This window comes from Mesorhizobium sp. M4B.F.Ca.ET.214.01.1.1 (assembly GCF_004791545.1).
Taxonomy (GTDB): Bacteria; Pseudomonadota; Alphaproteobacteria; order Rhizobiales; family Rhizobiaceae; genus Mesorhizobium; species Mesorhizobium abyssinicae.
Genome location: NZ_SRUX01000004.1, coordinates 494,041 through 513,202, shown reverse-complemented (window position 1 = coordinate 513,202; position 19,162 = coordinate 494,041). Strand labels below are relative to the sequence as shown.

The window sequence follows — 19,162 nt, the reverse complement described above, 5'->3', positions numbered from 1 at the left end:
AAGCAGAAATCCTCGCGAATGCCGTCCATGCCCCAGGGTTTGGCCACCGGCTCGAAGGCGCCGAGCATCATCTTGCCGGCATCTTCCTTGTAGTAGGCGCACTCGTCCGGCACGCGCAGCACGGGCAGGCGGGTCAGCCCCGGGATCGGCTCAGTGACGAGATAGAAGTGCTCGCAGGCGTGCAGCGGGATGGTGACGCCGTTCTGGCGGCCGAGTTCGCGCGCCCACATGCCGGCGCAGTTGACGACGATGTCGGTCTCGATCGTGCCCTGTTCGTCGCCCTGTGCCCACGACACGCCGGAGACGCGGCCTCGCTTGGTGTGGACCTTGGTGACCTTGACGTTCTCGATGACTGTCGCACCCCGCTGGCGCGCGCCCTTGGCCAAGGCCATGGCGATGTTGGCAGGGTCGCATTGGCCGTCGAGCGGCAGGTGCACGGCGCCGACCACGTCGGATACGTTGAGATGCGGATACATCTCACTGACTTCGCTCGGCGAAATCTCGCGCACGTCGACATCGAAGGCGCGAGCCAGCGAGGCCTGCCGGTAGATCTCGTGCTTGCGCTCCTCGGTCAGCGCGACGGTGATCGAGCCGACCTGGCGCATGCCGGTGCCGACATCGGTCTCGGCTTCGAGCTTGACGTAGAGGTCGGCCGAATATTTCGCCAGCCGCGTCATGTTCTGCGAGGCGCGCAGCTGGCCGATCAGGCCGGCTGCATGCCAGGTGGTGCCCGAGGTGAGCTGCTTGCGCTCGAGCAGCACGATGTCGGTCCAGCCGAGCTTGGCCAGATGGTAGGCGACCGAGCAGCCGGAGACGCCGCCGCCGATGATGACAGCGCGGGCCTTGCTGGGAACGCTCTTGGTCATGCGATCATACTCCCGTGGGTGAGGGTAAGCAGCTCATCGGCTGGGCCAAACCGTCGATCAATCGTCCATGACTGACCGCGGGTTAGAGGCTCAATATTGGTCTCTGGACCACCCCATCCGGTAGATTCGCCCTGTCTGAGCCCCTTCGACGCTCTTCGCATAACCAAGCGCAACGTCCCGCGCTGGAAGAGTCATCGTTCCGGGAAAGAACTCGCCGTACGCCGAGGCGGACTCTGCTACGAGGGATGGGCTAACGATATTGATCCGCAAACCGCGCCTCAGCTCGATAGCAGCGCTTCGAACAAAGCCTTCCAATCCGCCATTCACAAGAGCGGCTGAGGCTCCCTGCAGAATCGGGTCTTCATTGGTTAGGCCCGACGTCAACGTGAATGAGCCGTTATCACGGATCTGCCTGAGTCCACGCAGCACCAGATTGACCTGACCCATCAGTTTGCTCCGCAAACCAACCTCAAACTGCTCGTTGGAGAGCTCTTCGAGAGGAGCATAGTGAACGGCTCCCGCGGTGCAGACCAATGCATCGAATGGTCCGACTTTATCGAAGAAGCGATCAATCGATTCTACGCTCGCGATGTCGACGCTCAACTCAGTATTGCGCGCCACCGGCACTACATCGTGCTTGTTTCCGAACTCGGACGCCACCGCTGACCCAATGACGCCGGTCGCACCTACTAGAACAATTCTCATCCTGCTCACCGCTACAGAGGGGCCTTCGGCTCTTACGCCGACGGTTCAAACAACGGCTTGAGCGCGTCGCGGAGGCCGGCTTCTTGCTCGAACGACATTGGCTGCAGTGGCTTGCGGATGTTGCCCGTCCCGTAACCGCGCCATTGCGCGGCCTTCAATACGGACTGTGTGTAAGGCGCGCGCCAGATGTATAGGAGCGAGGGTAGCATGCGCTTCCAAAGTGCGAGCGCCTCGCCAAATTTCTTCGCAGCCACGAGTTCATAGAGCTGTACCGCCTCGCCGGGCATATAGTTCGCGGCGCCCCAGATTACGCCGCGAGTGCCAGCCATCAGGGCGTAGACCGTCGTCGGGTCAGCACCGTTTAACACACCCCCTTTGGTCTGCAGATATTCCTGATGTACCGTGAGATCTCCGGCGCTATCCTTGATGTAGTTGAAATTCTTGAGACCGCTCAGTCGATCGAAGAGTCGCGGCGACACGGAAATTCCCGTTGCTTGCGGGATGTTGTAGCCGACGATGTCGATCCCAACCGCAGCGTCGATCTCAGCATAAAAGCTGAAAATGCCATCTTCATCGGAGGGCCCTTCCAGATACGGAGGTAGGATCATCAGCGCGTTCGCGCCAATGGATTCCGCATGCTGCGAGCGCCGGATGACCTCGTCCATGTTGAGCGCGGAGGTCTGACAGATCACATTGCATTTGCCACCGATCCGCTTCGCCCCCGTCTCGTAGAGGCGATTGCATTCCGCTTCGGTGAGGTATGGATGCTGGCCTGTGCCAGCCCCCAGGACGATCCCATGGACACCGGCCGCGACGTATTTGTCGATCAATGCCTCGAATGTCGCGTAGTCGATCGCGCCGCTCGCGGTGAACGGCGTCTGCATCGCAAGATTTATGCCCTTAAGGTCCGCCATCGGTTTTCTCGCTTTCAAAAATTAAACTTCTGCGCCCGCCTGCTTGAAGCGTAGCGCTGTCGTGAAGCGCACGCCCATCGACGTGACAAGCTTCGGATAGGTTCTGCTCGGGCTCGCGCGTGTCTTCAGGATGTCGATCACGGGGGATGAGTGCCCCACCGCCAATTCAGCCACGGCCTTCCCAAAGGCCGCTCCACGGGCCACGCCAGTGCCGTTGCAGAACGCCGCGCCGTACACCCGGTCCGCAAGCTCGCCGAAGACCATGCCGCCGTTTTGAGCCAGAGTCAGAAGGCCACCCCAGCTGGCCTCGAAGCCAATCGATGACAGCTGCGGCCAGCGCCTAACGAACGCCAACTGTTGCTGTTCTCGAGCCCTCTGCACGTCGGAGATCGTGGTCTTAAAGTCGGTCGCGTAGGAATAAACGTTCCGCAGGAAGATGCGGTTATCAGCCGTCCGTCGAACCGTTGTTCCGAAGCTATCGGCCGGGATAAGTCCATACTCGGATTTGTTTCCGACTTGGGCGAGTTCGGATTCGGTAAGCACCCGAGTCATGCTTGCGAAGGTATAAAGCGGGATTGCCCTGTTTTCGAAGAAACCAAATTTCGTCAGATGTCCCGAAGCGCAGATGATCACCTTCGACGCCCGGATCGTCCCGCCAGGTGTCTCGAAAACGTGCTTGGGGCTTCCAAATTTCACCGCCAGGATCGGCGTGTTTTCGTGCACAGCCACGTTCGACGGCAAGCGCCTTACCGCATTCTTCAGATACTTCGCCGGCTGTACGAGGATGGTTCCTGGATGGTGGAGCGCCTTGATGTAGTGACGGCTTCCCGTGATCGCCTGCATCTCGGGTGCCTCGACCCACCTGTAATCTTGGCCCAACTTGTCCAGCGCAATCGAAAAGCGCCGTAGGTCCTCGACACCATGCTTCGTCGCCGCGCTGTGGTATTTGCCCTGAGGGTCCCAATCGCACTCAACCCCGTACTCTTCGACCGCGCTTTTGATGTAAGCGATGCCATCAAGATTGACGAAGAGTTCTTCTTTGTTTCCCTTGATGTCCTCAACGAAATCGCGCTTGCGGGGGTTGTGGGCCAGATCGATGACGAAGCCCATGCATCGGCCCGAGGAATTGTTACCGATACGTTCTGCATCGACCAACACAACGGATGCACCTGGATTGAGCTCCGCAAAGCGGCGTGCCGCATGCAGCCCCATCCAACCTCCGCCGATTACCAGGCAGTCACAAAAGGTGTCACCATTTTGGGGCAACACGGATAACTCGGGACCCGAGGTGAGATACCATCCCGAAGCCGTTGGCTCCGTCGCCGGCGGCTCAATTGCAATGCGATCGGTAGGCAGGCTTTGCTTTGCAAGGACCACGGAGAGCTCGCTGGCATTAGGGCGGCCCGCAAAACAGGAGTGTTCCCCTGAAGCCGCTGCCTCGTTTTGTCCCCAAATGAATAGAGGATGGGAGCAGCGGCTTGTAGACGAAAAAGATCACGGCTGATATAGACTAGCTTCATGTCCAAACTTCGAAGCCTCGTTCCCTCCACCCATTCTTTGTTCGTTTTCGAAGCAGCCGCCAGAAATTTGAGCTTCAAGGGAGCAGCCGCCGAGCTGAACGTCACGCAGCCGAGCGTATCGCACGCCATCAAGATGTTCGAAAAGCGCTGTGGGACGCATCTGTTTGTGCGAGATAATCGCGGAGTGCAGCTTACGGAGGCTGGAAGGCAGTTATACGAGGAAGTTCGTACCAGCTTCCGGCGGATGGAGCAGAAGCTCGAAGCGATCTCGGGCCGCGGCACGAAGTACATCACTTTCGCGGCATCCTCATCCATGGCTGCTCATTGGCTAGTCCCCCAACTCTATCACTTCCAGGAAGACCATCCTGACATAAAGCTGAAAGTTGTCTCGACCGACCGCGATATCGAACCGGACCAGGAAATCGATGTGACGGTATGGGTGCGGCCACGCGACTTTAAGCGACTTAACAGCTGGTTTGTGTGTGACGAAATCATTTTCCCAGTTTGCTCTCCGAGCTATCTCCAAGAGCACCCCACGCTAAAAACCATTGATGATCTCAACCGTCATCAACTGCTTCATTCTTCCGATGCATATCGCAAACGGATGAGTTGGAATGAATGGATAGAGCTTGCCGGTGGAGATGCCAGCGAAATCAAGCCCAACATCGTCTTTAACGACTACCAGCTTACGCTTCAGGCCGCTCTTGCTGGTGAGGGAATATCGTTAGGTTGGAATTTGACAGCCCAATATCTTCTCACGAACCGACTTCTTGTCCGACCGATCGAGGCGAAGATCCAGACTGACAGGGCTTCCTTCATTTTGACGAGCGACGAGATAGGCAAAAATCAAGGTACCAAGATCCTCGTGGATTGGTTTTTGAATCAGGCCAAGCTTTTGGGTTTGTAGGCACTCGGCAAAAGGGAGCTCCAGAGCGCAGCTTGCTGCGGCGGTGAGTGTGGATAAACTGAACTTAACACAGCATAGCTTTGACGCCTACTGGCCACGTTGCCCAGATGGCTCCTTCAACGAACAGCCGGCTGCGCCCCTTATGGTTCGGACAAGTCGGCCTTCGATCTGTTCAAGCAGGCGCGCGGCCCAGGCACCATCGCGACTATAATGGACTATCGGGCGCGCGCCCTCGACAGCGACCTGCTTCACAATCGCGGCTCCGATGCCACTGGATGAGCCTGTGACGAGAACTGTCCGTCCTAACAAAGGCCGGTCACGCGTTGTTTGCTGAGCGGTCATCATGCTTACTTCTTCGCTTGATGTGCGGCAAATGTCCCGGAACGCACCGCGCCATTTTCTGCGCGGGGCGATCTATCTCCAAGGTCGGCCCCCACAACGGAGCTATGTCTGCCAGGTCTTCACAATCTCCCAGTCGACTTCCACACCCAATCCCGGCTCTTCGCCCAAGGACGCAAATCCTTGCTTGATCTCCACCCCTCCCGTAAACGGCGAGTCGCCGGCTACGTGCACCATCGAAAGGTGGCCCTCATCGACGGGGAAAACCGTTCGGCAAGAGGCGGCTGTGTGAAAAACAGCTGTATCACCTAGCAAGGTAAAGGGCGCCGTATCGACGCTGACGCCTATTCCGGCCGCCTCACAGATAGCGATGACTTTTCGCGCCTCGAACAATCCCCCGAGACGGTTCAACTTGCAAACGATGCGATCGCATGCTTGCGCCTGAACAATTTGAACCATCGCCTCAGCTGACCAAACCGATTCGTCGAGAATGACGGGTATCCCCGCTGTATTCCTGACGTGGGCCGACCCAGTGATGTCGTCGTAGCCCAGGGGCTGCTCAATCGAGAGATTGCGGTACTTACTTAGGGGACGGAGGGTGGAAATTGTGGCCCCTGCATTCCACCAGGCTTGGTTCGCGTCCGCATCCACCATAATGTTGCTCGGGATGACCTCCAGTGCCGCCGCAAGCTTCTCTGCTTCGCTCACCAGGTTTCCGTAACTCCAGCCTGCGCTCAAAAGCTTGTCGCCAACTTTGACTTTTATCGCTTGATAGCCCTCGTCGATCGCCTTCTTGCAGTCTCTGGAAACAAGTTCTGCGCTGTCTTGATAGGTACAGAACATCACGGGGATTCCACCCGAGTGTCCTCCGCCCATCAGTTTGTAGACCGGCATCCCGACAAGCTTTCCAGTTAAATCCCAGAGAGCCATGTCTACGCCGGACCGTGCGCTCCTGGCCCCTGGTGCGCCCCCCGCATAACACTTGAGCATAAGCTCGTGGCAGACGGACAAATTGGTCGCATCGATTCCGCGGAGAGCGCTGTCGTATTGTCGGATCGCGCTGAGGATTTGTTCCGGGGTCTCGTTCAGATACCACAGCTGAGAGGAGACTTCGCCGACACCACACTCTCCCGACTCCAAAGTCACCTTGATCAGAAAATTTATCGGGATCGTTGGCCAAGGTGAACTTTCAGAATCCCATGTCTCCTTCACCGAAATGGTCGGAATTCGCCAAGCATCTATCGACGCTATTCTAGATTTCTGGAGCATCATACGGCCTCTCGATTGTCGTAAGTAAATTCTGAGAATTAAAGGATCCACATCAGCTTTCGTCCCAGTCGGAAGCTCTCGAACGCAGCCCGGTAGTAGTCGCCGGACCTAGTTTCCTACCGCCAAATAAGCGTCGGGAATTTCCAGGCATGGGATAGCGACACCCAGCAGTTCGCGATACGACGCAGGTCCCCTCCAGCTCGATCAGACTCCTTGCAGCTTTAGACTCGAATATCGCCTCGAACGGGAGCTTCCGCCTCAACCGCCGACGAAAGAGCCGCCGTGATTTGCCGCAGGGAAACTACGCCGAGGGGCTGCCCGCCGGCGCCTGTGACGATGCCCGCGTCGCACGAGGAGTTGGTAAGCTCTTTGGCGGCGACCTCTAGCGTCGAGCCAGACTTCAGCTTAGGCAGAGATCCCTTTTCCATCGCCGTGGTGGTGGGATCCATGACGGCATCGATCCTGATGAAGCGGCCGCGATTGACGTCCTTCACAAATCTCTCGATGTAGTCGTCGGCAGGCCGCAAAAGAATGTCCTGGCTGTCGCCCTGCTGGATGATGGAACCGTCCCGCAGAATCACGATCCGATCGCCGAGCCTCAACGCCTCGTCGAGATCGTGGGTGATGAAGACGATGGTCTTGTTGAGTTCCGCCTGCAATTCCAGAAGCATGGTCTGCATATCGGTTCTGATCAGCGGATCGAGAGCCGAGTAGGCCTCGTCCATCAGCAGGATCGAGGCATCGTTGCTAAGCGCGCGCGCAAGGCCTACTCGCTGCTGCATGCCACCGGACAATTCGTTCGGGTAGCGCTGCTCAAACCCCACCAAGCCTACCCGCTCGATCCAGCGCATGGCAATGGCGCGGCACTTGGTCTTTTCGATCCCGCGTACCTCAAGACCGAATGTGACGTTGTCGATGACGGTTCTGTGCGGCAGAAGGCCAAATCTCTGGAACACCATCGCCGTATGATTGCGGCGGAATTCACGCAACTCCAACTCCGACATTTCAAGAATGTTGCGACCGTCGATTATGATGGAGCCCGAGGTTGGCTCTATCAGGCGATTGATGTGCCGGATCAGCGTCGACTTCCCGGAGCCGGACAATCCCATGACGACCTGGATCTTGCCGGCCGGCATGGAGATGTTGATGTTGTTCAGGCCAAGGATATGCCCGTGCACCTTGCCGAGTTCGGATTTCGACAACCCATCGCGGACAGCTTGGACGTACTGCCGCGGAGCGCCGCCGAAGATCTTGTAGAGGTCACGGATCTCTATCGACGTGTCGCCCTTACTCATGCGTTGCACCCCGATGCCTCTGCAGCCGGTGTCCGTAGGCCTGGCTGATGCGGTCGAAAATGATGGCGATGCCGACGATGGCAAAGCCGTTGAAGATGCCTTGAGTGAAATACTGGTTGGCGATGGCCTGCAAGACGTTGAGGCCAAGCCCCTGCACACCGATCATCGAGGCGATGACCACCATGCCGAGCGCCATCATGATGGTCTGGTTGATGCCGGCCATGATGGTCGGCATAGCGAGCGGGATCTGCACTTTCCAGAGCTTTTGCGAGCGCGAGCAGCCATAGGCGTCGGCGGCCTCCAGGACCTCCTTGTCGACGAGGCGGATGCCAAGGTCGGTGAGGCGGATGATCGGCGGGATGGCGTAGATCACCACCGCGATGAAACCAGGCACGCGGCCGATGCCGAGCAGCATGACGACCGGGATGAGATAGACGAAAGGCGGCATCGTCTGCATGACGTCGAGCACCGTCTGCATGACCCCGCCGACGCGCTTGTAGCGGTTCATCAGGATGCCGAGCGGGATGCCGATGGCAATGGCGAAGATGGTCGAGGTGAAGACGAGCGAGATCGTCTTCATCGCATCCTGCCACAGGCCAAGAAGACCGATGGCGATGAGGGTCCCCATCACTGCCAGAACAACAGTCCAGCTGCGTGCCGCGAACCATGCGACGGCAGCCAGCACGATGATTACAAGCGGCCATGGTGCACTCGAAATCACCGCTTCAAAGAAGATCAGGACCCTCTGCAGTGGGTAAAAAAAGTTCTCGATCGCATCGCCATAGGCGCGTGTGAGACCCCTGAGCGAGCCGTCGATCGCTCGTTTTACGGTCAGCAGGACATCAGGGTCGAGTTGCGGAAATTTGAAAAGCCAATCCATATCGCGATCCCAGCCTCGGTTCGCCTTGTCGAGCTTGCCGACCCTCGCGCCAGGACGAAGCGGCGAACGCAACATCATTGCAAGAGCGCTCAACAAGATCCTGAGGTCAGCCAGGGAATACTCTCGTTAGACGCTCGGACCATGAAAGAGAGGGAGGCCTCGAAAGAGTTCGAAGCCCTCCTCAATCGACTAGTCAATCGACTAGCAGGGCATTAATTCGCCGCAGCCTTGACCTTTTCGGCCACGTCAGCCGGAACCCATTTCGTCCAGACTTCCGGCATGTTCTTGATGAACCACTTGGCACCATCCTCGCCGTTCGCCTGGTTTTCGGTCATCCACAGCATCACCTTGCCGACTTCGGCTTGGCTCCAACTGCGTTTGGCAAAATAGTCTTTTGCCGGGGCCACGTCGTCACGCTTCAAGAACTTGTCGGAGGCCAAAGTGATTTCTTCCGAGCCCTTCCAGTAATTCGGCTTCGGATCCGGGCAATCCTGCTTCGCAGTGCAGCGTGCCCACTCCGCATCATCGTGCGCAGGTCCATCCAGGCGTACCATGGGATATTTCACCAGCAATGACGTCGGAGCCCAGTAGGCCGCAATGAAGCCGTGCTTCTGCTCGTAGGCTTTCGCGATCGCACCGTCGAGAGCGGCCGCAGATCCGCTCGGCACGAGTACGAAGCCCTTCTTGTCAGCTTCAAATGCCTTGAACAACTGCGATGTTACCACCGTATCGCCCCAGCCTTGCGGGCCTTGGATGATGCCGCCCTTCGAGGGGTCTTCCGCGGCCGGGAACAGATCTGGATGCTTTAAGGCATCATCTACAGTTTTGATATCGGGATGAGCGTCGATGACATATTTCGGAACCCACCAGCCTGAAACCGATCCGTCGCTGATTCCGGTTCCAACCCGCTTGACCCGTCCCTCGTCGGCGCCCTTGGCATAGAAATCACCCAACAGGGTAACAACAACAGACGGAGCGATATCCGGCTGGCCCTTCTCAATCATCGAAGTGACCGTCGGAACCGTGTCCCCTGCGACAGTGGTGGCATTGCATCCGTAGCCATTGTTGAGGATGAACTGGTCAACGTAGGCGTTCGCCTCGGCCGACTGCCAGCTGAAGAGCGCCAACGTTACGTCGCCACAGGCAGCGTGCGAAACTCCGCCGCTCAGGAAAGCGCAAATTGCACTGGCGGATAAGGTAATCAGTAGACGTCTCACATATTCCTCCCTTTGCTGGCTTATTGTTCCCAGCCGTTTGATCCCAGGCGTGCATACGCTTCAGGCCAGCGGCAAGCATCATGCATAAAGGATCTGATTGGGATCTCGTAGTTCGAAAAAATGCCGGCGGATATAGATACAAATAATATCGGCCGTCGAGGTGAGGTTGTGGTGGCTGCCTGAAGCGGGGCATTCGCAATCATCGCCGACGTCTTCCGGCCGGCTGTCTTCGTGCCGAAAGATCGCCTTTTGAGGCGCCCCGAACAGGGCTCATAAACGTGCCTGCATGCTTGATGGCGTTCAGCTGACTGGGACACAGATATTGTACAGTTTTATGCGACGACGGTTGCGTCTCGACGAGAGTCGCACAGCCGTCGAGCGCCCCAACAAGAATGTCAGTTTTCACGAATGGGAAGAGCGGGCTTCAACGGCGACATTTGGGCGCAAAGCTGCCGTTCGCCGCCAGGAAACGCGTACGTGATTTCAAGTCAGGTACTGGATTAAACCAAGAGCATGGATGTTCCGGGTGAACTAGTCTGTCAATGGAGCAAACGCGGTGAGGCTCTTCCCCTATTCCCCAACTGGAACGGATAGCCTGCGAATATCCTCATCGAGCCACCAACAAGCTTGCGCAGTTCTATGGCAACGATTCTACCTTCAAGACGAATGCCCGGAACTGGTCAGCGACGGGTCTATCGGACTGAGGACTGAACCTTGTAACGGGCCAAAGCACGCCCCAGTTTGACGCTACAACTGATTCTTGACGGCTATGTCCGCCTTCCACTAAGTATATGATATTGCGATGCAAAAATGGCTGTGAAAATGAAAAATCAGGATCCTGGCTCCCCATCAGTTTGAGGCTTGTCAAGCGGAGAACCAGCGTGCGAAATCCGGTGTTCAAGCCCCAGGCGCGCTGAATGGCTAGAGGCCACCGAACAACCCGCGGCGCAAATCCAGTGCTTTCTTAAGCCACGTAACATGCGACTCTTCTATCCCTATTGGCTGGGACATTGCCTCGCATTCTTCAGGCATGGTGGTCCACGAAGGAGAATTGGCTGACATATCGCACCGTGCGAGATGGCCGCGTCCGGTCGTCGTGAGACAGGCGTAACTCCCAGCTGGAAAAATCTGACCGTTGGCCCTGCACGTAGAGCCATGAGCAAGCGTCGGTTCTCCCACTAGGCTGCCCGGACAATAGTCAAGAACTCTCTTCCAAGTAAGTACGTTGAGGCTATTTTCGCAACGTGCGAGATAGTTTTTGGAGTTTTCCACCAAACACGCATACTGGCCCACCTCGAACAATCCGGTCGGCGCGACACATTTGTCTTGTCCCATGGCAGGCGCGAGAAGTCCGGTAAACACAACCAGGGCGGCGACGAGCCTTACTTGCATGTCGTCAAGCATGTCACTCCAACCACCCCTGCCCCAGGGGTAACCAAGACCCAAACCCGAGTTTGCGGAAGCTGTTCCCGACAGTTGCATTCAAGCCAATTGCCACAGATCGTCGCAAGCAAGCAGGAATGGGCGCCGGTCGCATTCGCAATCGCAATCCCGAGGTTTTCGGAGCACCCGAACTCGGCTTTGGGTCGGCTTTAGTGGCGGCGAACCCATCCTAACCCAGAAATGTACTCTCACTTGCCAAGTTGGCTCCGCCAGCCCAGGCCTCCCGATTTTATCATTTCGACTGGGTTAGCTCACGCGCAATGAATAACATGATCAACCAAGAATGAGATGGGGTGGAGCGTCTTCACGCCAGTCATTTCTTCGATATGCCAGCGGCAGGTTTCGCTATCACATACGATGAAATCTGGCTTTATCTCTTGGGACTGCTCCTTTAGCGTGAGGCCAACCGTTTGCGACACTTCAAACTTATTTTTGTCATATCCGTACGTTCCCCCAATGCCACAACAACTCGCTTTGGATAAAACGATTTCGAGGCCGGGGACCTGACGAAGAAGCTCTAAGGCTGGCGTACCGATCCCGTGGCCACGCAACTGACATGGCGGATGGTATAGGACGCGGAAGCTGGTTGGCTTTGCGATCCTGGCGATTTCATCTAAGCGCTGATCCCGCACGAAATGGCAGATGTCGTTCACCGCGGACGAAACGTGCTCAGATTCGGGACTCTCGAGCCCCAGGTATGTTTTGTACTTTGACTTTAGCGTAAGGCTGCAACTCGTCGACGAACTGACGAGTACCGCGTTTTGGGGGAGATCTCGGGCTAGTTTTTGCGTCAATCTCTTGGCACGTTCATCAGCTTGCTTCCATTCCCCAGTGGAAAGCATAGGGAGTGAACAGCAACCTGGCTCAGAGATTTTTACTGAGAAGCCTAGGGCGTTCAACAAGCGAACTACGGCTTTTCCTGTCTCGGGGTCGTAGTTGTCGACAGCGCAGCCCGTGAAGTAGTGTACGGGCGGTCCATCAGGTTGTGAACGCCGTGCGAACCATCGCCTAAAGGCATTTCCATGAAAATGCGGCAATGGCGAGCGCCGGTCTAGCCCGAGCACTTTTTCAGCAACAACGCGCAAGACGGAGTTCCTGAGCATCAAATTTGCGAGAGTCGGTGCTATCGAGCCAATCCTTCCGAGCAAATCTGGCCGGTTAAGCAAGCGCTGTCTAAGCGATACTCCCTCCCCTTGTCCGACAGACTGGGCTCGTGCCGTCACTATGATGTCCGTGATGGCGACATCGTTCGGGCAAACGCTGCTGCACACTCCACAAGCGGTGCACAAATCGGTTGAATGATCGAGCACTTCATCGATGATCCGGAAACGAGCCGCTTGTGGACCCGCATATTTAGGCCCTGGAAAGTTTGGCGTGGCCGCCACGACTGGGCAGTGCGACTGGCAGATCCCGCATTTCGTGCATAAATCCATGGTGGCTAGCGTTTCAAGGGCATGAGGCCCCACGAACCTGCTAGCGGGTGCTATTTCTGTCATTGTGCTAGGTTCCGGACCGCGTTGATGTTGGACTTCCAGTTGGCCCACGCAACCTCGTGGTCTTCTCGGTTCATGCTCGGCTGATAAACTCGAGTTTTGCGCTGCCTCGCGGCGACATCCTCTATGGTCATCGATCCCGCCCCGACTGCCGCCATCATTGCAGCGCCAAGTGCGGTCATTTCGCGTTCTTCTGATACGAGCACGGGAAGACCGAGAACGTTTGCGGACCGCTGCATTAGGTAGGGGTTACGGCTAGGGCCGCCGTCGGCCTTTACGCATTGAAGGCTGCCTCCAAGCTTGTCGTTCAGAGCCAGAATTACCTCCGCACACGAGAAGGCGATCCCATCCAACAGGGCTCTAATGATCTGGGCATGGCTCGTGTCGAGCCCAATGCCGCTAAGCATGGCTTTTCCAGTCGGTATCCAATGGGGGGCGGCAATGCCAGAGAAGGCCGGAACGAAAACGACATTGCCGGTGTCATGAACCGTGCCAGCAATCGCCGCTGTATCTTGCACCGAGGAGATAAGACCCGTTCGGGATGCCCAATCCAACGCCGATCCGACTGAGAAAACACCCCCTTCCAGCGCATATTCAACTTCATTTTCCATTTGCCACGCTACGAAAACGGGCAGCAGACCATCTGGCTCGACAAGTCTCTTTCCGGTGTTCACTTCGATGAAAGCCCCTGTCCCATAGGTGGCCTTCGCAGACCGATCGTCAAAGCAGCCTTGAGCGAAAAGAGCCGCGTGCGCATCGACCACGTCAGCGCAGATCTCAATTCCTTTAGCGTTGATGTCAGGATGATCCACGAAGCCTATTGGGCCGCAGGAGGGCCCAATTTTCGGTAAGCATCCCACATCCAGACCGAAGGCATCTAGCACGCGGGCGTCCCATTGAATTTCTCTAATGTTTAATAGAGAAGTTCGAGACGCCGTCCCTGGCTCGGTCACGAATACCGCACCATTGGTCAGCCTATGGAGCAAATAACTGTCGGTGCCGCCTAGACAAAGTTGCCCTTGTTTGGCAGCCGCTCGAACCTCGGACACGTTCTGAAGAAGCCACCGGAACTTGGATGCAGAGAAGTATGGATCGAGCAACACGCCCGTATGCTGACGTACCAGCGCCTCAACGCCAGACGCGGCAAGTTCTCGGCAATCCTCTGCAGTTCGCCGATCCTCCCAGGAAATGGCAGGCCCGAGACCTTCTCCGGTCTCCGAAGACCAGGCCATGCTGGTCTCTCCTTGATTGGCAACGCCAACAGCGCGAACATCGCGCCACTCGCGACCAATCTCCTTGAGCGCTGCTGATGCTGCTGCCAGGGTAGCCATTAGGAAGTCGTCAGGTTTATGTTCAACCAATCCCGGGCCTGGCGTTGTCTTCGGCATCGGCACCGACTGACAGCTTAAGATACCGTCTTCGGGATTGAAGACCAGTGCGGTCACAGTTGAGCCGCCGTGATCAACGCCTATGAATAAACCATCCTCAAGTGCCACTGAGCACACCCTCCCTTGCGAGGTTTGCAGCCTTGAGAGCCGTCGCAACCGCTACTCCTTCAAGAGAGAGTTCGCGAACGGGATCCCAATTGGCTAACAATGTCCCCGTGACGTATACGTTCTTGATACAAGTTCCTTCCCTCGTTCCCCTGAGAGAAGTGTCGGTTTCGACGCCTAGCGTATGCAGCGCATGTTGCACTAGACCCGGGCTCCTAACGTCAAGGGGGCGTGTTTGGATGACGTCTAGACCAAAAGTAGGTTCGTTAGCGATGTTCTCCGGCCCTACTTGTAGGCCGCCAAGCATGACACCGCCACACGCGGCGATAAACTGGGAAGCGTAGTATTCGTTATTTTTGTCGTCAACAAGCGATCTACACTGGTCGTCTACATAGACAGCCCGGAGATCTCTCACATTCTGATGAATGTTCGCGCCTGCGAGCTGCAAAGCGCTGAGCAATAGCCGGTAAAGCCTGATCCCGAACACGCTTGGGGGCAACGTTGCAATCTCGCGAACTGCCGTCCCCAACGTTGTTTGTGCGTTCTCGAATACTTGCCGATGCCGCTCCAGCCCCAGAATGGCCGGAAACACCACGCACTCGGTGCCACTCGGCAACCCTCTCCGAACGCCATCGAAAAAGACATCACAGCCTCGATCCAGCGCCTGTGCTTGCCTGACGCTATCGCCACTCGCCGGAGACCTTACATCGATAATCTTCAGGCTTCTTGCTTTGTCGGAGAGGCCCTCTGCAAGTAAATGAGGCATAAAATCGGCATACTCGCTTAGCGCGACAACGGCCACGTTCTTCCCCATGACGTCGTCTGCAAGAGCAAGAGAACTGGGATACGCGTAAACGGCCGCGGGCGTACCGGAGATCGTCACCGCAGCGGCGTTTGTCTGACTGCAGACCCACGGATTCCCGGTATTAGCGAGGCATTCTAAAAACCAGCGCACTGCCGCTTGGAGATCCACGCCAGCGATCTTGCTATAGGGGTGCCCGCTCTTTAACTGGGAAGTGATCTGAAGCGGATCGTCACTGAGAGGCGAGTTGAACAACCCAAGCCCACCGGCTGAATAGTGGAGTGACCCTGCTCCTGGCATCAAGAGCCGCACGCCCACCCCCTTCGTCGACAGAAAGAGGGCAGCAACAAGTGCCTCTAGCTCGGCTCCCACGACAATGACATCGGTTTTCACGGATGGAGGCTTTCATTCGAGTCAGACGCATCCTGGGAATATCCTAAGATCCGGCGATGCGTGAATTCGTGCAAAAGTATCTGACGGGCCTGCTTCCCCCAGGCAACAGATGCCATGCCCTTGAGCCGTTCGGACCAGAAATCACAAAGCTCCGCTCGTGGATCGATGTCCGCTCCGGCCTTGACCAGAAGTTCAATGACTCGCGGGCCGCAAAATGTGCCCTGGCACGGGCCGAAGCCAATCCGCAGTCGGCGTCTGAGGTCATGCAGTCTGGTAATACCCCCCTCCCCAATCTCCTCATCCACAGCCGAAAAACTGACTGCTTCACATTCACAAACATTCCGCGGGCGAGGTAGGGTACTTTCAGATGTGCTGAGCGCCGAAGCAGGCTGCCAGTAGCGGCGAGCCTCAATGCCGGAAGTTGCCTCGGAGGTAAGGCAAGGAGCATTTACACCCAGATAGCTGCAAACCTGATTAGCCACATCCTCGGCCATGGAACGGTGCGTCGTCAGCGATCCGCCGCACACTGTAAACATACCGGGGAAGCCTGTGGCCGCATGGTTAATGACAACGTGGCGCCGGGGAACCGCCTTATTCGGCGGCCAGTTCGGAGGCTTCACGAGCGGACGCACCCCAGCCCAAGCTCGAAGGAATCCGACCTCCCGCACACTGGGGATCATGGGGGTTGCACCTTCGAGGAGTTCTTGAATCTCCTCGGGCCGTACAACCGTTGTGTTGGGATCCGACACAATCTGGGATGTGGTGCCGAACAGGCTGGTCGTGCCCGTCGGAACAATTATGTCATGACTGCTCGGGTAACGACAGCGGTTGATAACGCGGTGCACTATTCGGTGGGCCAATACGACGATCGAGCCTTTCGTTAGCTCTAAGTCGACATGTTGGCCCGCCAACGCGGATATCTGTTTGGACCATGATCCTCCTGCTACGACCAGCACATCCGCGCCAATGTTTCCGGCCTCGACACCCTCAAGGCTGACTTCAATCGTCCCGTTCATGGACTTTCGGATTGCCGTGACTTGATGCCTCAAGAGGATTCGGGCACCTCCTCTCCTGAGCTCGCCGCCTATCCAGGTCAGAAGACGCCAAGGATTAATCGTGGCGTCAGGAATTGCGAACGCGCGCTTTGTGGATCGCGATAGATACGGCTCTGCCCGAAATAGATCGCCCAAGGAGACTTCGGAAATGTCAATTTCTGCTGTCCGGCAATTGGCTTCGAACCGTTCGGCATACTCGTCGGGATCCTCTTCCAGCGAGACAAACAATCCTCCGACCGGCTCTACCGCAGCCGGCACCATGCCGGCGATCAGCCTGCGCTCTCGCATGCATTCAGCCGCATAGTTTACGTCGCTTACGGCGTAGCGCGCTCCGCTCTGCAGCATACCGTGAAAGCGACTGCTGGTGCCGGCCGCGAAATCACCTTGATCTACCAAAGTGACTTGGAACCCACGCAACATAAGATCGCGGGCAGTGCCACAGCCTGTAGCGCCAGCTCCAATTACGATTGCCCGGCGCCCTGGACTGAAATGCGCCCGCGGTTCACTCAGCATGTCGGCGGTTTCCCTTATCGAATTGGTTAGCCCACCCCTGCAAAAGGCGGTCCGCTGCGATGGCGATAAAAGCGATGCAAATGCCGGCGGTTAGCCCTCGGCCTGGATCTGATTGCGAGAGTGCAATTAGCGTTTCCTGACCGAGGTCGCGTGTTCCCACCATTGCGGTGATGATCAACATGCTGATGGCGAGCATCAGGGTTTGGTTGAGCCCCAATATGATCCCAGGAAACGCCGCAGGCAGGATCACGAAGCGACGAATTTGTCGTGGAGTAGCGCCATACACTTTTGCCGCTTCGATAATTGTCGTCGGAACATCGTTCACTGCACGGGCCGTGTACCGAATCGCGGGGGCAATGGCATAAAGCACAACCGCCACCAAAGCTGAAAAGTCCCCGACACCCAAGAGCATTACGGCGGGCAGCAAGTAGACAAATGACGGTAGCGTCTGCAGCGTGTCCAAAGCGACCTCGCAGGCCCTTTGAAGGCGTGGATTGCTGGCAGTAATAAAACCCAAAGGAACGCCAGCCAAAGCGCATATCAAAAACGCAATGCTAAGAAGATAGACCGAAAGCATGGCCTTCTCCCAAAGGCCGGCAATCGCAATGAAGGTAATCATCGCTCCACATAACAGCGCCAACCGAAAGCCAGATAGGCGATATGCAAGTGCCATCAAGACAAGGACGACACCCCACCATGGCAACGAGAGCATGAACGATTTCGTTGGTTTTAGTACGTAGATGAACAAGTGGTCGCGGACGGCGCTCACCGTCCCGTATGCGTAGAGGTTGATCCAGTCGATTGCGCTGTCCAACCATTTCCCGCTCGAAACAACATTGACGACGTTGTAATCTGCGAGTGGTTTGAACCACGTTCCGAGGATCGTAAGGAGAACGGCAATGGCAGTCCCGGCCAGGACTTGCCAATTCCGACCAAAGAACTCGTTCGCGCTTAGATGATCTTTCCGACGATGAGCATAGGCTGCGCTGAGGCGATCAAGCGTTATCGCAAGGAGCGTTATCGCTAAGCCGGCCTCGATGCCGCGGCCGATTTTCAGCGATTTGACTGCCTCCCAGACATCATACCCAAGGCCTCCGGCGCCGATTAGCGAGGATATGATCACCATATTCAGGGTCAGCATGATGACTTGGTTCACCCCGAGCATAATGCTGCTCTTTTCGGACGGCAGCATAACGCCTGCTATAAGCTGGCGTGCGGAGCAGCCAATGAGCGTTCCAAACTCGACCAGCTCCACCGGTACTTGCTTGAGGGCGGTATCGGTTAGCCGAACCATGGGCGGAATGCTGTATATCAAAGTCACGATCAATGCAGCGGCTGGGGTATAGCCAAAGAGCAGAATGGCCGGCACGAGGTATCCAAACGCGGGGACTGTTTGCATAAAGTCCAACAGCGAAAAGACGAGAGGCCGAAGACGTCTCCAGCGAAACAGTCCTATGCCCACGAAAAGGCCTGCTGCGACGCCGATGACAACCGCCACCACAACGAGAGCCAGCGTCATCATGGTGCTTTGCCACAAGCCCATGATCGCGACATAAACAAAGGTCGATGCCGAGAGGAGCGCGAGGCGGAAGTCCTTCAACGCCAGTGCGGGAGAAACGAAGAGAACGATAACTCCAACCCAAGAGACAGGCGGTAGCGACACGGTGACCGACCCAACCGAGAAAACTATTCCTTGAACGAGAAGCTCTTGCAGGAAATCAACAGGCGCCTGAATCACGAGGGCAACCAACCTGGACAAATCGCCAACAGCCAGATTGCCCACGTGCGCGCCTCGAAGAAACCAAATGAGCCCGTCCTTTATCCAAGCTGAAACGGGAAGCAGCGGGGCCACCGGGTAAGCTCGCAACCACGCTGAAGAAGGTAGGTAGAACGCTGCCACATTTGCGGCGACAGCCATGACAATGAAGAGCCGTCCGATGGTCGCCCTGTTGCCCGCTTCCCATTGGATACGGCGAGCAGCAGCAGCCAACGGACCAGCTCTGTCGGCCTGAATTTCGGTTAGTCCTGACATGGGATCAATCAGCCTAGACGGCTTTA

15 protein-coding genes are annotated in these 19,162 nt (G+C 56.8%); 1 reads left to right on the top strand and 14 read right to left on the bottom strand.

From position 1 onward, the window contains the following. From EN857_RS11630 to EN857_RS11615, 4 genes are all read right to left on the bottom strand, one after another. On the bottom strand, positions 1 to 866 hold an 866-nt coding region (locus EN857_RS11630; protein ID WP_135858637.1), incomplete at its 3' end, for an FAD-binding oxidoreductase. A gap of 90 nt (positions 867 to 956) precedes the next feature. Then, the gene (locus tag EN857_RS11625; RefSeq protein WP_135858635.1) at positions 957 to 1,571 is read right to left on the bottom strand and encodes a short chain dehydrogenase; all 615 of its coding nucleotides are present in this window, start codon (positions 1,569 to 1,571) and stop codon (positions 957 to 959) included. A 32-nt stretch (positions 1,572 to 1,603) separates the two neighbouring features. Continuing rightward, positions 1,604 to 2,485, bottom strand: coding sequence for a dihydrodipicolinate synthase family protein (locus EN857_RS11620; protein ID WP_135858633.1), 882 nt, complete (start codon positions 2,483 to 2,485; stop codon positions 1,604 to 1,606). A 21-nt stretch (positions 2,486 to 2,506) separates the two neighbouring features. Then, positions 2,507 to 3,862: an FAD-binding oxidoreductase gene (locus EN857_RS11615; RefSeq protein ID WP_281035920.1), complete on the bottom strand. Its 1,356-nt coding sequence runs from the start codon at positions 3,860 to 3,862 to the stop codon at positions 2,507 to 2,509. 141 nt (positions 3,863 to 4,003) lie between these two features. Between EN857_RS11615 and EN857_RS11610 the strand changes: the two genes are divergently transcribed. Next, entirely contained in the window at positions 4,004 to 4,912 is a 909-nt protein-coding gene (locus EN857_RS11610) for a LysR substrate-binding domain-containing protein (RefSeq protein WP_135858630.1), read from the top strand. Between the two features lie 87 nt (positions 4,913 to 4,999). Here the strand turns inward: EN857_RS11610 and EN857_RS11605 are convergent, their stop codons facing one another. The 10 genes from EN857_RS11605 to EN857_RS11560 all read right to left on the bottom strand — a co-directional run bounded on the left by EN857_RS11605 (position 5,000) and on the right by EN857_RS11560 (position 19,136). Further along, positions 5,000 to 5,254, bottom strand: coding sequence for an SDR family NAD(P)-dependent oxidoreductase (locus tag EN857_RS11605; protein ID WP_135858645.1), 255 nt, complete (start codon positions 5,252 to 5,254; stop codon positions 5,000 to 5,002). Between the two features lie 102 nt (positions 5,255 to 5,356). Next, complete coding sequence (locus tag EN857_RS11600; protein ID WP_135858627.1) at positions 5,357 to 6,523, bottom strand: mandelate racemase/muconate lactonizing enzyme family protein; 1,167 nt, start codon at positions 6,521 to 6,523, stop codon at positions 5,357 to 5,359. Positions 6,524 to 6,741: 218 nt separating this feature from the next. Beyond that, positions 6,742 to 7,815 carry a betaine/proline/choline family ABC transporter ATP-binding protein gene (locus tag EN857_RS11595; RefSeq protein WP_135858623.1) on the bottom strand — a complete coding sequence of 358 codons (1,074 nt, stop codon included), beginning with the start codon at positions 7,813 to 7,815 and terminating at the stop codon, positions 6,742 to 6,744. Beyond that, complete coding sequence (locus EN857_RS11590) at positions 7,808 to 8,695, bottom strand: proline/glycine betaine ABC transporter permease (protein WP_135858619.1); 888 nt, start codon at positions 8,693 to 8,695, stop codon at positions 7,808 to 7,810. The genes EN857_RS11595 and EN857_RS11590 overlap by 8 nt, the downstream gene beginning before the upstream one ends. A 212-nt stretch (positions 8,696 to 8,907) precedes the next feature. After that, positions 8,908 to 9,900 (bottom strand): glycine betaine ABC transporter substrate-binding protein, encoded by a 993-nt coding sequence (locus EN857_RS11585; RefSeq protein ID WP_135858643.1) that lies wholly within the window; start codon positions 9,898 to 9,900, stop codon positions 8,908 to 8,910. A 1,706-nt stretch (positions 9,901 to 11,606) separates the two neighbouring features. Beyond that, positions 11,607 to 12,788, bottom strand: coding sequence for an anaerobic glycerol-3-phosphate dehydrogenase subunit C (locus EN857_RS11580; RefSeq protein WP_245511295.1), 1,182 nt, complete (start codon positions 12,786 to 12,788; stop codon positions 11,607 to 11,609). Between the two features lie 59 nt (positions 12,789 to 12,847). Continuing rightward, complete coding sequence (locus EN857_RS11575; protein WP_189521642.1) at positions 12,848 to 14,344, bottom strand: FGGY family carbohydrate kinase; 1,497 nt, start codon at positions 14,342 to 14,344, stop codon at positions 12,848 to 12,850. Further along, positions 14,334 to 15,536, bottom strand: a complete 1,203-nt coding sequence (locus tag EN857_RS11570) for an FAD-binding protein (protein ID WP_135858610.1) — start codon at positions 15,534 to 15,536, stop codon at positions 14,334 to 14,336. The genes EN857_RS11575 and EN857_RS11570 overlap by 11 nt, the downstream gene beginning before the upstream one ends. Beyond that, positions 15,533 to 17,104 (bottom strand): FAD-dependent oxidoreductase, encoded by a 1,572-nt coding sequence (locus EN857_RS11565; RefSeq protein WP_135858607.1) that lies wholly within the window; start codon positions 17,102 to 17,104, stop codon positions 15,533 to 15,535. The genes EN857_RS11570 and EN857_RS11565 overlap by 4 nt, the downstream gene beginning before the upstream one ends. Beyond that, positions 17,094 to 19,136, bottom strand: a complete 2,043-nt coding sequence (locus tag EN857_RS11560) for an ABC transporter permease subunit (protein WP_210235134.1) — start codon at positions 19,134 to 19,136, stop codon at positions 17,094 to 17,096. The genes EN857_RS11565 and EN857_RS11560 overlap by 11 nt, the downstream gene beginning before the upstream one ends. Between the last annotated feature and the right edge of the window lie 26 nt (positions 19,137 to 19,162).

Excerpts from the sequence above, each read along its gene's own strand:
- EN857_RS11560 (WP_210235134.1), bottom strand. The coding sequence starts at position 19,136 with ATGTCAGGACTAACCGAAATTCAGGCCGACAGAGCTGGTCCGTTGGCT.
- EN857_RS11590 (WP_135858619.1), bottom strand. The coding sequence starts at position 8,695 with ATGGATTGGCTTTTCAAATTTCCGCAACTCGACCCTGATGTCCTGCTG.
- EN857_RS11595 (WP_135858623.1), bottom strand. The coding sequence starts at position 7,815 with ATGAGTAAGGGCGACACGTCGATAGAGATCCGTGACCTCTACAAGATC.
- EN857_RS11600 (WP_135858627.1), bottom strand. The coding sequence starts at position 6,523 with ATGATGCTCCAGAAATCTAGAATAGCGTCGATAGATGCTTGGCGAATT.
- EN857_RS11620 (WP_135858633.1), bottom strand. The coding sequence starts at position 2,485 with ATGGCGGACCTTAAGGGCATAAATCTTGCGATGCAGACGCCGTTCACC.
- EN857_RS11580 (WP_245511295.1), bottom strand. The coding sequence starts at position 12,788 with ATGGATTTATGCACGAAATGCGGGATCTGCCAGTCGCACTGCCCAGTC.
- EN857_RS11605 (WP_135858645.1), bottom strand. The coding sequence starts at position 5,254 with ATGACCGCTCAGCAAACAACGCGTGACCGGCCTTTGTTAGGACGGACA.
- EN857_RS11565 (WP_135858607.1), bottom strand. The coding sequence starts at position 17,104 with ATGCTGAGTGAACCGCGGGCGCATTTCAGTCCAGGGCGCCGGGCAATC.
- EN857_RS11610 (WP_135858630.1), top strand. The coding sequence starts at position 4,004 with ATGTCCAAACTTCGAAGCCTCGTTCCCTCCACCCATTCTTTGTTCGTT.
- EN857_RS11625 (WP_135858635.1), bottom strand. The coding sequence starts at position 1,571 with ATGAGAATTGTTCTAGTAGGTGCGACCGGCGTCATTGGGTCAGCGGTG.